The sequence below is a fragment of the Pseudomonas sp. IT-P171 genome (assembly GCF_949767765.1).
Taxonomy (GTDB): domain Bacteria; phylum Pseudomonadota; class Gammaproteobacteria; order Pseudomonadales; family Pseudomonadaceae; genus Aquipseudomonas; species Aquipseudomonas fluorescens_B.
On the sequence record NZ_CATKQN010000033.1, the window covers coordinates 92110 to 105886 of the forward strand.

Genomic DNA, 13777 nt, shown 5'->3' on the forward strand with positions numbered 1-13777 from the left:
TTCAAAGTTCTTCGTTGGCCCGGTGTCAGCGGGCGTGGCTAATGGAATCTTGTTATTCGCATGAATCAACTCAGCCGCTTGCGGCGTCATCACACGACAAAGCGAAGGGCACGGACCCTTCGCTTTTTTAAGCGTTTACGCGCCGACTACGATCGGCCTGGCCAGAGGCGGGACGACGGCGCTGGTAGGCGCGATGCCGGCTTCGAACTCATGGCGGAAGTATTTGATTGCGCTGCCCAACGGCTCCACGGCGCCCGGTGCGTGAGCACAGAAGGTCTTGCCCGGGCCGAGGAAGCCGACCAGACCCAACAGGGTCTCGATATCGCCGGCTTGCCCTTCGCCGTTCTCGATCGCACGCAGCAGCTTGACGCTCCACGGCAAACCGTCACGGCACGGGGTGCAGAAACCGCACGACTCACGGGAGAAGAACTCTTCCATGTTGCGCAGCAGGGAAACCATGTTGACGCTGTCGTCCACCGCCATGGCCAGGCCGGTACCCATGCGGGTGCCCACCTTGGCGATGCCGCCGGCGTACATTTGTGCGTCAAGGTGTTCCGGCAACAGGAAACCGGTACCGGCGCCGCCTGGCTGCCAGCACTTGAGCTTGTAACCGTCGCGCATGCCGCCGGCGTAGTCTTCAAACAACTCACGACCGGTGACGCCGAACGGCAATTCCCACAGGCCAGGGTTCTTGACCTTGCCGGAGAAGCCCATGAGCTTGGTGCCCATGTCTTCACTGCCTTCGCGGGCCAACGATTTGTACCAGTCCACGCCGTCGGCAATGATCGCCGGGACGTTGCACAGGGTTTCAACGTTGTTCACGCACGTCGGCTTGCCCCACACGCCAACGGCGGCAGGGAAGGGCGGCTTGGAGCGCGGGTTGGCGCGGCGGCCTTCAAGGGAGTTGATCAGTGCGGTTTCTTCACCGCAGATGTAACGCCCGGCGCCGGTGTGGACGAACAGCTCGAAATCGAAGCCGCTGCCCAGGATGTTCTTGCCCAGCAGGCCGGCTGCCTTGGCTTCTTCCACGGCACGGTTGAGGTGCTTGGCGGCGGTGGTGTATTCGCCACGCAGGAAGATGTAGCCACGGTAGGTTTTCAGCGCGCGGGCACTGATCAGCATGCCTTCGATCAGCAGATGGGGCAGTTGCTCCATCAGCATGCGGTCTTTCCAGGTGTTCGGCTCCATTTCATCCGCGTTGCACAGCAGGTAGCGGATGTTGATGGATTCGTCTTTTGGCATCAGGCCCCACTTAACGCCCGTGGGGAAGCCTGCACCGCCGCGACCCTTGAGGCCGGCGTCTTTCACGGTCTGGACGATGTCGTCCTGAGCCATGTCGGCGAAGGCCTTGCGTGCAGCGGCGTAACCGTTCTTGGCCTGGTACTCGTCGAGCCATACGGCTTCGCCGTCGTCACGCAGACGCCAGGTCAGCGGGTGAGTCTCGGCCGAACGCTTGATGCGGTTGGCAGGACCGAAGGAAGTCAGGGTCATACGTAGCCCTCGAGCAATTTGGCAACGCCGGCAGGCTGCACATCACCGAAAGTGTCGTCGTCGATCATCAACGCCGGGGCCTTGTCGCAGTTGCCGAGGCAGCAGACCGGCAGCAAGGTGAAGCGACCGTCGGCGGTGGTCTGACCCAGGCCGATACCCAGATTGCTCTGGATTTCGCTGACCACGGACTCGTGGCCGCCGATGTAGCAGACCATGCTGTCGCAGACGCGAATGATGTGACGGCCAACCGGCTGACGGAAGATCTGGCTATAGAAAGTGGCCACGCCTTCAACGTCGCTCGCCGGGATGCCGAGGATCTCGCCAATGGCGTAGAGCGCGCCATCAGGCACCCAGCCACGTTCCTTCTGGACGATCTTCAGGGCTTCGATCGACGCCGCGCGCGGGTCTTCGTAGTGATGCAACTCGTGCTCGATGGCCGAGCGCTCGGTTTCACTCAAGGTGAAACGGTCTGTCTGGATAAGCGTGCTGTTCATGCTTAGCGGTCCACGTCGGCCATAACGAAATCGATACTACCCAGGTACGCGATCAAGTCCGCGACCATGCTGCCTTTGATCACCGAAGGGATCTGCTGCAGATGCGGGAAGCTTGGGGTGCGAATCCGGGTGCGGTAGCTCATGGTGCCGCCATCGCTCGTCAGGTAATAACTGTTGATGCCCTTGGTCGCTTCGATCATCTGGAAGGATTCGTTGGCCGGCATGACCGGGCCCCACGAAACTTGCAGGAAGTGCGTGATCAGGGTCTCGATGTGTTGCAGCGTGCGTTCTTTCGGCGGCGGGGTAGTCAGCGGGTGATCCGCCTTGTACGGGCCTTCCGGCATGTTGCGCATGCACTGCTCGATGATCTTGATGCTCTGGCGCATTTCTTCGACACGCACGATGCAACGATCGTAGGCATCGCCATTGGCGGCCAGCGGCACTTCGAATTCGAAGTTCTCGTACCCGGAGTACGGGCGGGCTTTACGCAGGTCGAAGTCGCAACCGGTCGAACGCAGGCCTGCACCGGTGACGCCCCATTCGAAGGCCTCTTTGGTGTTGTAGGCGGCGACGCCGATGGTCCGGCCTTTGAGGATGCTGTTGTCCAGCGCGGCTTTCTGGTATTCGTCCAGACGCTTTGGCATCCACTCGACGAAATCCTTCACCAGTTTTTCCCAGCCGCGCGGTAGGTCGTGGGCGACGCCGCCGATGCGATACCAGGCCGGGTGCAGACGGAAACCGGTGATGGCTTCGATCACCGTGTACGCCTTCTGACGGTCGGTGAAGGTGAAGAATACCGGGGTCATGGCGCCGACGTCCTGGATGTAAGTCCCCAGGAACAGCAGGTGGCTGGTGATCCGGAAGAACTCGGCCATCATGATGCGGATGACGTCGACCTTCTCGGGCACCTTGATACCGGCGAGCTTCTCGACCGAGAGCACATACGGCAGGTTGTTCATCACGCCGCCGAGGTAGTCGATACGGTCGGTGTACGGGATGAAGCTGTGCCAGGACTGGCGCTCGGCCATCTTCTCGGCGCCACGGTGGTGGTAACCGACGTCCGGCACGCAGTCGACGATCTCTTCGCCGTCCAGCTGCAGGATGATGCGGAACGCACCGTGGGCAGAAGGGTGGTTCGGGCCGAGGTTGAGGAACATGTAGTCCTCGTTCGCACCGGAACGCTTCATGCCCCAGTCTTCAGGCTTGAAGCGCGCGGCCTCTTCCTCAAGCTGTTGCTTGGCCAGGGTCAGGCTGAACGGGTCGAACTCGGTGGCACGGGCCGGGAAGTCCTTGCGCAGCGGGTGACCTTCCCAGGTCGGCGGCATCATGATGCGGGTCAGGTGCGGGTGACCTTTGAAGTCGATGCCGTACATGTCCCAGACTTCACGTTCGTACCAGTTGGCGTTCGGCCAGATGCCGGTGACGGTCGGTACGCTGAGGTCGCTCTCGGACAAGGCGACCTTGATCATCACGTCACTGTTACGTTCGATCGACATCAGGTGATAGAACACAGTGAAGTCGGCGCCGCTTGGCAGCCCTTGACGCTTGGTACGCAGACGCTCGTCCACGCCGTGCAGGTCATAGAGCATGACGTACGGCTTGGGCAGGTTGCGCAGGAAGGTCAGGACTTCGACGAGTCTGGCGCGGGCAACCCAAAGCACCGGCATGCCGGTGCGGGTAGGCTGGGCGGTGAATGCCTCGGGGCCAAAACGGTTGTTCAGTTCGACGACCACATCCTGGTCGTCTGCCTTGTAAGGCGGGATGTACAGAGCACTGCCTGTAGTCATGGTTATTTATCGCTTTCGGTCAACGTAAAGAATGAAGCCAGTGTCTCGTTCTATTAAAGAAGCAGATCTGGATCAGACTTCGTCGGGGCTGCGCAGGTTGGTGACTGCGATTCGCTGTTCGCGGCGCTTTTCCTTCTCGGAAGGCATCTCGGCGCGGTAAACGCCTTGATCACCAACGACCCAGGAAAGCGGACGACGCTCCTGTCCAATCGACTCCTGCAAGAGCATCAAGCCTTGCAGAAAAGCTTCAGGACGGGGCGGGCAGCCAGGCACGTAGACGTCCACGGGCAGGAACTTGTCCACCCCTTGAACGACAGAGTAGATGTCGTACATGCCACCGGAGTTGGCGCACGAACCCATGGAAATTACCCATTTAGGTTCGAGCATTTGCTCGTAGAGACGCTGGATGATCGGCGCCATCTTGATGAAGCAGGTACCGGCGATAACCATGAAATCCGCCTGGCGCGGCGATGCCCGGATAACCTCGGCGCCAAAGCGCGCGATGTCGTGGGGCGCCGTGAAGGCGGTGGTCATTTCCACGTAGCAGCACGAAAGACCGAAGTTATACGGCCACAGGGAGTTCTTGCGCCCCCAGTTGATCGTGCCGTTAAGCACGTCTTCGAGCTTGCCCATGAAGATGTTTTTGTGGACTTGATCTTCTAACGGATCGGAAACGGTTTCCCGTTCGCCAATCGGATACTGCTCGTTAGGAGCATCGGGGTCGATCCTGGTGAGATTGTATTGCATTGCCAAAGCCTCATTGTTTCAGCTTCGCCTGCCGCTTGCGACGAGCTTCCGGAGCCCAGTCAAGGGCGCCCACTCGGAACAGGTAGACAAGACCTGCCAACAGAATTGCTATGAAAACGAGAGCTTCGACGAATCCGGTCCAGCCGCTTTCGCGGACGGACACAGACCAGGCAAAGAGAAAGAGGGCTTCGATATCGAAGATCACGAAGAGCATCGCGACCAGATAGAATTTGGCTGAGAGCCGCAAGCGGGCGCCACCTGTAGGTAGCATGCCGGACTCGAACGGTTCGTTTTTGCTGCGGCCCCAGGCTTTTGACCCGAGGAGGCTGGAGACGCCGAGCATGAAGGCGCACAGGCCGACAACGCCCAGAAGGAAAATGGCAAAGCCCCAGTTGTGGGCCATGAGTCCTGTCGCTTCGGGCATGCTGGTAATCCTTAACAGAGAGCAAAGGTCTCTGAGCTTGAAAAGAAACAAAGCAGTGACGATATGTCGCAGCAATCAATCCCGCTGATTTTATGGCACAACACCGTGCAAGTAAAATTCAGATAGCGAAATTATTTAGCGGAATAAGGACATAGCAAGCCTCCTAACCCACGCAGCCCATGCGTTGCGGGCATTAGCAGGGTTTTCATCAATATTGTTTTGTAGGGAATGTAACGAACATAGTTGCAGATAAATGATAATCAATATTGTTTGGCTTGATTTTTAAAGTGTTTAACGGGTGGGTGGCCGGAAAGTTGTCTTATATGCGCGTTACTGCAAGTAGCGGGCAGGGTCGTTTTACCGTGTTTTCCTGATCGTGAGAATGCTCTGGATCAAGGTTTTTTGTCCGGACTCCTGCAGGGTTTTGCAGGGCCGGTGAAAAATCACAGGCAAAAAAACGCCCCGAACCAGTCGGGGCGTCAGATGTGCGGCGTTGCGGTTAGCTTTTATTCGGTCCGCAACGGCCGTTTGTTTCGGTGAGTCAGATCAGTGGAACTGTTCTTCTTCAGTCGAACCGGTCAGCGCGGTAACCGAAGACGAGCCACCCTGGATCACGGTGGTCATGTCGTCGAAGTAGCCGGTGCCCACTTCCTGCTGGTGAGCCACGAAGGTGTAACCCTTGGCGGCGTCAGCGAATTCCTGCTCTTGCAGTTTCACGTAGGCAGTCATGTCGTTGCGGGCGTAGTCGTGCGCCAGGTTGAACATGCTGTGCCACATGTTGTGAATGCCGGCCAGGGTGATGAACTGGTGCTTGTAACCCATGGCGGACAATTCGCGCTGGAACTTGGCGATGGTCGCGTCGTCCAGGTTTTTCTTCCAGTTGAAGGAAGGCGAGCAGTTGTACGACAGCAGTTGGTCCGGGTATTCCTTTTTGATCGCTTCAGCGAAGCGACGAGCCTCGTCCAGATCCGGCTTGGCGGTTTCACACCAGATCAGGTCGGCGTACGGCGCGTAAGCCAGGCCGCGAGCGATCGCCTGGTCGAGACCGGCGCGCACTTTGTAGAAACCTTCCTGAGTACGTTCGCCAGTCACGAATGGCTGGTCGTACGGGTCGCAATCGGACGTCAGCAGGTCAGCCGCGTTGGCGTCGGTACGAGCCAGGATGATGGTCGGCGTGCCGGCAACGTCAGCTGCCAGACGAGCGGCGGTCAGCTTCTGCACAGCTTCCTGGGTAGGAACCAGTACCTTGCCACCCATGTGGCCGCATTTTTTCACGGAAGCCAGTTGGTCTTCGAAGTGAACGCCGGCGGCGCCTGCTTCGATCATGCTCTTCATCAGCTCGTAAGCGTTCAGTACGCCGCCGAAACCGGCTTCAGCGTCTGCCACGATTGGAGCGAAGTAGTCGATGTAGCCTTCGTCGCCCGGGCCTTTACCGGCTTTCCACTGGATCTGGTCAGCACGACGGAACGAGTTGTTGATGCGCTTGACCACGGTTGGAACCGAATCCACCGGGTACAGCGACTGGTCCGGGTACATCGATTCGGCGGAGTTGTTGTCCGCCGCGACTTGCCAGCCCGACAGGTAGATCGCCTGGATACCGGCTTTGACTTGTTGTACAGCCTGGCCGCCGGTCAGGGCGCCCATGCAGTTGACGAAATCTTTCTCAGGACGGAAGGACGGCTTGGCGCCCTGGGTAACCAGGTTCCAAAGCTTCTCGGCGCCCAATTTTGCAAAGGTGTGCTCAGGTTGAACCGAGCCACGCAGGCGGACGACGTCAGCAGCGGAGTAAGCGCGTGTCACGCCTTTCCAGCGTGGGTTTTCAGCCCAGTCTTTTTCGAGGGCTGCAATTTGCTGTTCGCGTGTCAGTGCCATGGAGATAAACCTCGTCGCATAGGTCTTGGGTGGAAAATTCCTGCTCCAGCCGAACACGCAATTTCAAAGGGGCGCATGAGGCAGCTCGCTGACCAGAAGCTTAGGCGGTCAAGGGGTATTTGGCGGGATTGGCGACAGGATGAACGATGGGCTCGAGGGGAAGTGAGCAGGTAAGGGCGGACTGGCGGGCGCATTCGGGCGTCGTGGGCCTCTATACGAACTTCAGTGTGATGCCGGGTTTACCTAAATACGCTTCCGTCCCTCGGGACAACTTCGTTCCAGTCGGCAACCTCGTCAAACACACCTTGTGGGCGGTACAGACACGAAACGGCTCGCGGGGTAGATGCGAGCATCGCTTCGAAGGCCCTTGCCAGGGCCCCTGATTAGCGGGAGCGAGGCCATCATGCCTTTGCTTTTTTGGCTCGTCAAACGTTTTGTAGTGCTTTTTTTCAAGCACTACATCTTTGGTCTAATACGACTAATCAGTCAGTTTTCGGTGGTTTAGTCCAAAGTATCGACTTTCACCCGCAGGGTCATGTCATCCCGGCCCTGGGTCGAGTAGCTGCGGGTCAGGCCTTGTTTGTCGGCCTGAGTCTGGCGGTTCACGCCGGCCAGGGTGATCCATTCGCCCAGGCGTCCGGTGACGGTTGTGTCGGTGCTTTGCACATTCACTACATCGGGACGTTCCTGGCTCATGCGGTCACGGTTGGTACTGATCGACAGGTGAACGATGTCGCCGGTGACGCTCGCGGTAACGTAGAAACCCTGGGTGACGTTGCGGTATTCGGTCTGGCTGCGCGGGTCGCCGTAGGAATCGATCTGCGTGCTGGTCAGCGGTACGCTTTGTCCGACCTGGATCAGTGCCGGTGAGCCTTCGCTGGCCTGAACTTGCTGAATGCCGCCGTCACGGCTTTCGGTGCTGCGATTGATGATTCGGGTCTGGCTCGGTTTGGCGCCATTGACTGAATAACCCTGGTCGCCCTGGAAGTTGTTTTCGTTGGTGTCGACGGTAATCAGCAGGCGCTTTGGCTGAGTATCGAGTTGGGCAACAAGGGCTTTAAGTTCGTCGATCTTGCGCTGATCGGCATTGACGATCAGCTGGTTGCCATAGGCGCTGACCTGGCCATCCTTGCCGATGAAATCCTGGGCCATCGGCAGCATGTCGGCGCTGGTGTGGTAGTTCAACGGCACGATCTCGGTGGCGGCCATGACCGAAAAACTGCAGGTCAACAGCAGCGTGGTGAGCAGGGTGCGTAGGGACATATCCGTTATCTCCGACTTCTTGATGTCTTGAGTTTGCCAGTTTGTCGGCCCGCCGTGGGGCAAGTTGAATCGTAGACAGCAAAACGCCCCGACATCGTGTGATGACAGGGCGTTTTGTGCAGTGCTTTGAAGCTTTTGTGGCGAGGGAGCTTGCTCCCGCTGGGCTGCTTAGCCGTCCAACGTTTTTGGGGCCGCTTCGCGCCCCAGCGGGAGCAAGCTCCCTCGCCACAGGGGCTCAGGCGGAATGTCGCACCATGTCCACATGCGGAATCCCGGCTTCCAGGAATTCCTCACTGACCAGGCTGAAGCCCAGGCGCTCATAGAACGCCGTCGCCTGAACCTGCGCGCTCAGCATCTGCTGCTTCAAACCGCGCTTCTCGGCTTCACCGATCACCGCTTGCATCAGCGCATCGCCCACTTTCAAGCCGCGCCAGTCTTTCAGCACCGACACCCGGCCAACATGCCCGTCGGGCAGCAGGCGGGCGGTGCCAATCGGAAAGTCGCCTTCGAAGGCCAGAAAATGCACCGCTGTTGCATCATCTGCATCCCATTCCAGTTCAGGCGGAACGGATTGCTCGGCGATGAACACCGTCTCACGAATGCGCCGGATCTCGGCGTTATCCTTTTGCCAGTCTGCGACACGTACGTGAATTTTATTCATCAGCAAACCCCAGGCTTCCTTGCTTGATCAGTTCGCACAGCAAGCCGCGGCTGTCTTCGTCGGTCAGCCACTCGCCCAGATTGTCGGCGTGCAGGGAGTCGGCAGCGCAGATCATTTTCAACAGCTCACGCAGCTTGCCTGGCAGGTAACGGCTCTGGCCGCTGGCGAACAGCAACAGGTCGTCATCGACTTCGGACCAGGCCAGGCGTGCGCTCGGGTTGCGGATCAGTATTGCGCCTTGCTCCAGGCTGGCAAGCAGGTCGTCTTCTTCGATCTCTTCCGGGCCTACCACGAGTTCCGGGTAGCGCGGCTCGGTCATGTACTGGCCAAACCAGGTCAGCAGCAGGCGCTCGTCGCTCATGTGCTCGGCCAGCAAGGCTTTCAGGCGATCAAGGGCGTCGTGCTGAATCTGGTGCGGATCGACCGCCGGCAGGGCGTCGGCATCGGTGTAGCGCTCTTCATCGGTCAGGAACTGGCTGAGGAAGTCAGTGAAGTGAGTCAGCACTTCAGAAGCGCTCGGGGCGCGGAAGCCGACCGAGTAGGTCATGCAGTCATCAATCGCAACACCGCAGTGGGCCAGGCGCGGCGGCAGGTAGAGCATGTCGCCAGGTTCCAGGACCCACTCATCGGTGGCTTCGAAATCAGCGAGGATGCGCAGGTCCGCGTGTTGCAGCAACTTGCTCTCGGAATCGCACATCTGGCCGATTTTCCAGTTGCGCTTGCCGTGACCCTGCAGCAGGAACACATCGTAGTTATCGAAGTGCGGACCGACGCTGCCACCCGGGGCGGCGAAGCTGATCATCACGTCGTCGACGCGCCAGCTCGGCAGGAAGCGGAAGTTTTCCAGCAGCTCAGAAACTTCCGGAACGAACTGGTCAACCGCTTGAACCAGCAGGGTCCAGTCACGTTCCGGCAGTTTGCTGAATTCGTCTTCGGCGAACGGACCGCGACGCAATTCCCAAGGGCGCTCGCCGTTTTCGATTACCAGGCGCGATTCAACTTCTTCTTCCAGCGCCAGGCCGGCCAATTCGTCGGCGTCGATCGGGCTTTCGAAATCAGGAATTGCCTGACGGATCAGCAGCGGTTTTTTCTGCCAGTAGTCACGCAGGAATTCGCGCGCCGTGATGCCACCCAGAAGTTGAAGAGGAATATCAGGATTCATGTGTAACCTATTGAAAAAAAGCACTTTTCAGACGGGAATAAAAACGCCCGGCGCTGCCGGGCGTCTCAAACGGTTAAAACGGTCGATCAGATGCGCTTGGCTTGCTCTACAGCGTTACCGATGTAGTTCGCCGGGGTGAGCAGTTTCAGCTCGGCCTTGGCGGCGGCTGGCATGTCCAGGCCGTCGATGAAAGTTTGCAGCGCTTCAGGGCTGATGCCCTTGCCGCGGGTCAACTCTTTCAGCTTCTCGTACGGGTTTTCGATGTTGTAGCGACGCATCACGGTCTGGATCGGCTCGGCCAATACTTCCCAGCAAGCGTCGAGGTCGGCAGCGATTTTCTGAGCGTTGAGCTCCAGTTTGCTGATGCCTTTGAGGCTGGCTTCGTACGCGATCACGCTGTGGGCGAAGCCGACACCGAGGTTACGCAGAACGGTGGAGTCGGTCAGGTCGCGCTGCCAGCGGGAGATCGGCAGCTTGCTGGCCAGGTGCTGGAACAGTGCGTTGGCGATACCCAGGTTGCCTTCGGAGTTTTCGAAGTCGATCGGGTTGACCTTGTGCGGCATGGTCGACGAACCGATTTCGCCAGCGATGGTGCGCTGTTTGAAATAACCCAGGGAGATGTAGCCCCAGATGTCGCGGTCGAAGTCGATCAGGATCGTGTTGAAACGGGCGATCGCGTCGAACAGCTCGGCGATGTAGTCGTGCGGTTCGATCTGCGTGGTGTACGGGTTGAAGCCCAGGCCCAGCTCGTCTTCGATGAAGGCGCGGGCGTTTTCTTCCCAATCGATCTCAGGGTAGGCCGACAGGTGAGCGTTGTAGTTGCCGACAGCGCCGTTGATCTTGCCCAGCAGCGGAACGGCAGCGACTTGAGCGATCTGACGCTCCAGGCGGTAAACCACGTTCGCCAGCTCTTTGCCCAGGGTGGTCGGCGAGGCCGGTTGACCGTGGGTGCGCGACAGCATTGGCACGTCGGCGAAACGGATGGCCAGTTCGCGGATGGCTTCGGCGGTCTGGCGCATCAGCGGCAGCATCACGTCATCACGGCCTTCGCGCAGCATCAGGGCGTGGGACAGGTTGTTGATGTCCTCGCTGGTGCAGGCAAAATGGATGAATTCGCTGACGGCAGCCAGTTCCGGCAGCTTGGCCGCTTGCTCTTTGAGCAGGTATTCGATGGCTTTGACGTCGTGGTTGGTGGTGCGCTCGATCTCTTTGACACGCTCGGCGTGCTCAAGGGAGAAGTTTTCCGCCAGGGTGTTCAGCACGGCGTTGGCTTCGGCGGAGAACGCCGGCACTTCGCTGATGGCGGGGTGAGCGGCCAGACGCTGGAGCCAGCGCACTTCAACCAGAACGCGAGCACGGATCAGACCGTATTCGCTGAAAATTGGGCGCAGGGCCTGGGTTTTGCCGGCGTAGCGGCCGTCAACAGGGGAAACCGCAGTGAGCGAAGAAAGCTGCATGGGGTGTTCTCGGACAGTCGGGCAACGAAATGGGGCGCGTATCATACATGAAAAAATCCGCCGGTCCGTCGCCAACTGACCAGCGTATTACGCGTTACTGACTACAAAACGGTGTCGCGGGCGCGGTTCAGCTGCTGCGCATCAGCGGGTAAAGTTCTTTGAGCAACTTGCGACGGCTGACCACCAACTGCCAGCGATGACCACCCAACTGTCGCCACAGGCGCGCCGAACGAATCCCCGCCAGCAACAGCGCGCGGATCTTCGAGGCGTTGCTCGGTTGCTGCAGGTTGCGCATATCACCGTGGACCTGAATCCGTTGGCGCAAGGTGCTCAGCGTATCCTGATACAGCGCACCACACGCCGCGATCACGTTTTCATGCGCCGGGCCGAAGTGCTCGACCTGAGACTGGATCTGCGGCAGACGCTTGCCGATCACGTCCAGCATGTCGCCACGCTTGGCCAGTTGACGCTCCAGCCCCAGCATCGCCAGGGCGTAGCGCAACGGTTCGCGCTGCAGGGTGCTCGGGTCGCGCTCGAGGGCGCCGATCAGCGCGCGATAGCCTTCGCGCAAGTTGATGTCGTCACCGCCGTAGACTTCCAGCGTGTCCTTGGGGTCGCGAATCAGCAGGCTGCCGAGCATGCACGTCAGGCCGGCTTCGGTGGTCTGGCCGGTTTTGGCGATCTTGTCCACCAGAACGGCGGCCAGAAACACGCCGCCCAGCGCCGTCAGTTGCTCCTGAGTCGGACTCATTGCTGTGCGCCTTGAAGAGAGCCTTTGCTGGTCCACGGTTCCGCCACTTCGATTACGCCGCCGCCAAGGCAGATTTCACCGTCGTAGAACACCACGGACTGACCCGGGGTGACCGCGCGTTGCGGGTCATCGAAGACCGCGCGGTAGCCGGTGGCGGTCTTTTCCAGCGTGCAAGGCTGGTCGCTCTGGCGATAACGGACTTTGGCGGTCAGCTTGCGCGGCTCGCTCAGGTCGATCGGGTTGACCCAATAGATGTCCGAGGCAAGCAGGGCGCGGGAAAACAGGTAAGGGTGGTCATTGCCCTGGCCAACGATCAGTTCGTTGTGCTCCAGGTCTTTGATCAGCACGTACCACGGCTCGTCGCTGGCGTCTTTCAGCCCGCCGATGCCGAGGCCCTGACGCTGACCGATGGTGTGGTACATCAAGCCGTGGTGACGGCCGATGACTTCACCTTCGGTGGTCTTGATTTCGCCGGGCTGGGCCGGAAGGTATTGCTTGAGGAAATCACTGAAACGGCGCTCGCCGATAAAGCAGATCCCGGTGGAATCCTTTTTCTTTGCGGTCGCCAGTTCGTATTTCTCGGCAATCGCACGGACCTGTGGTTTTTCCAGTTCGCCGACCGGGAACAGCGTCTTGGCGATCTGTTCGCCGCCGACGGCGTGCAGGAAGTAGCTCTGATCCTTGTTCGGGTCCAGGCCCTTGAGCAGTTCGGTACGACCATCGATGTCGCGACGGCGTACGTAGTGACCGGTGGCGATCAGGTCGGCACCGAGCACCATGGCGTAGTCGAGGAACGCCTTGAACTTGATCTCGCGGTTGCACAGGATGTCCGGGTTCGGCGTGCGGCCGGCCTTGTATTCGGCCAGGAAGTGCTCGAACACGTTGTCCCAGTACTCGGCGGCGAAGTTGGCGGTGTGCAGCTTGATGCCAATCTTGTCGCACACGGCCTGGGCATCCGCCAGGTCGTCCATGGCGGTGCAGTATTCCGTTCCATCGTCTTCTTCCCAGTTCTTCATGAACAGGCCTTCCACCTCATAACCCTGCTCGATCAGCAGGAGAGCGGAAACGGAAGAGTCCACGCCGCCGGACATGCCGACAATGACGCGCTTCTTTTGTGTGTCAGAAGGGGCTGGATCACGCATAGGGATTCAATGAGTGTCTTGAAAAAGGACGCGATTCTAACAGGCCGAAGCCCGCAAGGCTAAAGAGAAGGGCGGATCAGTTCGAGACTGTAGTGTTGGCCGTCCAGATAATCATCGATACAGCGGATGATCAGCTCACTGCGCCAGTTTGCGCGCTGCGCCAGCAATTCGTCACGCGTCAGCCATTCTGCGCCGACAATGCCGTCGTCCAGCTGATAGTCCGGATGGTGCTTGAGCGGTTTTGCACTGAAACAGACCCGCTGGTAGGTCACGCCGTTGCTGGGGGCGGTGTAGAGGTAAATGCCCACAACGCCGGTCGGTTCGACGTCCCAGCCGGTTTCTTCCAGGGTTTCGCGCACGGCGGCTTCGATCAGGGTTTCGTCCGGGTCGAGGTGACCGGCGGGCTGATTGAGCACCGTTCGTCCGTGCTTGGTTTCTTCGACCATCAGGAAACGACCGTTGTCTTCGACAATGGTGGCGACGGTGATGTGGGGTTTCCAGTCCATGAAGCTTCCTCGGTTTCTAA

13 protein-coding genes are annotated in these 13777 nt (G+C 59.3%); all 13 read right to left on the reverse strand.

Annotation, left to right across the window (positions count from 1 at the left end):
- Positions 1-135 precede the first annotated feature (135 nt).
- Positions 136-1491, reverse strand: coding sequence for an NADH-quinone oxidoreductase subunit NuoF (nuoF, locus tag ACM6I5_RS17765; RefSeq protein WP_017339604.1), 1356 nt, complete (start codon positions 1489-1491; stop codon positions 136-138).
- Entirely contained in the window at positions 1488-1985 is a 498-nt protein-coding gene (nuoE, locus tag ACM6I5_RS17770; RefSeq protein WP_007946422.1) for an NADH-quinone oxidoreductase subunit NuoE, read from the reverse strand. The genes nuoF and nuoE overlap by 4 nt, the downstream gene beginning before the upstream one ends.
- 2 nt (positions 1986-1987) lie before the next feature.
- A complete protein-coding gene (gene nuoC, locus ACM6I5_RS17775; RefSeq protein ID WP_017339603.1) occupies positions 1988-3772 on the reverse strand; it encodes an NADH-quinone oxidoreductase subunit C/D in 1785 nt (594 codons plus the stop codon).
- 72 nt (positions 3773-3844) lie between these two features.
- The gene (locus ACM6I5_RS17780; protein ID WP_007946424.1) at positions 3845-4519 is read right to left on the reverse strand and encodes a NuoB/complex I 20 kDa subunit family protein; all 675 of its coding nucleotides are present in this window, start codon (positions 4517-4519) and stop codon (positions 3845-3847) included.
- Positions 4520-4529: 10 nt separating this feature from the next.
- Complete coding sequence (locus tag ACM6I5_RS17785) at positions 4530-4943, reverse strand: NADH-quinone oxidoreductase subunit A (RefSeq protein ID WP_003223812.1); 414 nt, start codon at positions 4941-4943, stop codon at positions 4530-4532.
- Positions 4944-5489: 546 nt separating this feature from the next.
- Positions 5490-6815: an isocitrate lyase gene (gene aceA, locus ACM6I5_RS17790; RefSeq protein WP_008032724.1), complete on the reverse strand. Its 1326-nt coding sequence runs from the start codon at positions 6813-6815 to the stop codon at positions 5490-5492.
- A 501-nt stretch (positions 6816-7316) separates the two neighbouring features.
- Entirely contained in the window at positions 7317-8078 is a 762-nt protein-coding gene (locus tag ACM6I5_RS17795) for a secretin N-terminal domain-containing protein (RefSeq protein ID WP_414880072.1), read from the reverse strand.
- A gap of 235 nt (positions 8079-8313) precedes the next feature.
- Positions 8314-8739, reverse strand: coding sequence for a GNAT family N-acetyltransferase (locus tag ACM6I5_RS17800; protein WP_017339601.1), 426 nt, complete (start codon positions 8737-8739; stop codon positions 8314-8316).
- Positions 8732-9901, reverse strand: a complete 1170-nt coding sequence (locus ACM6I5_RS17805; protein WP_017339600.1) for a cupin domain-containing protein — start codon at positions 9899-9901, stop codon at positions 8732-8734. The genes ACM6I5_RS17800 and ACM6I5_RS17805 overlap by 8 nt, the downstream gene beginning before the upstream one ends.
- A gap of 86 nt (positions 9902-9987) precedes the next feature.
- Positions 9988-11358, reverse strand: a complete 1371-nt coding sequence (gene purB / locus ACM6I5_RS17810; RefSeq protein ID WP_017339599.1) for an adenylosuccinate lyase — start codon at positions 11356-11358, stop codon at positions 9988-9990.
- A gap of 127 nt (positions 11359-11485) precedes the next feature.
- Positions 11486-12109, reverse strand: coding sequence for a high frequency lysogenization protein HflD (gene hflD / locus ACM6I5_RS17815; protein WP_017339598.1), 624 nt, complete (start codon positions 12107-12109; stop codon positions 11486-11488).
- Complete coding sequence (gene mnmA, locus ACM6I5_RS17820; RefSeq protein WP_017339597.1) at positions 12106-13251, reverse strand: tRNA 2-thiouridine(34) synthase MnmA; 1146 nt, start codon at positions 13249-13251, stop codon at positions 12106-12108. The genes hflD and mnmA overlap by 4 nt, the downstream gene beginning before the upstream one ends.
- A gap of 59 nt (positions 13252-13310) precedes the next feature.
- A complete protein-coding gene (locus ACM6I5_RS17825; RefSeq protein WP_414884306.1) occupies positions 13311-13757 on the reverse strand; it encodes an NUDIX hydrolase in 447 nt (148 codons plus the stop codon).
- Between the last annotated feature and the right edge of the window lie 20 nt (positions 13758-13777).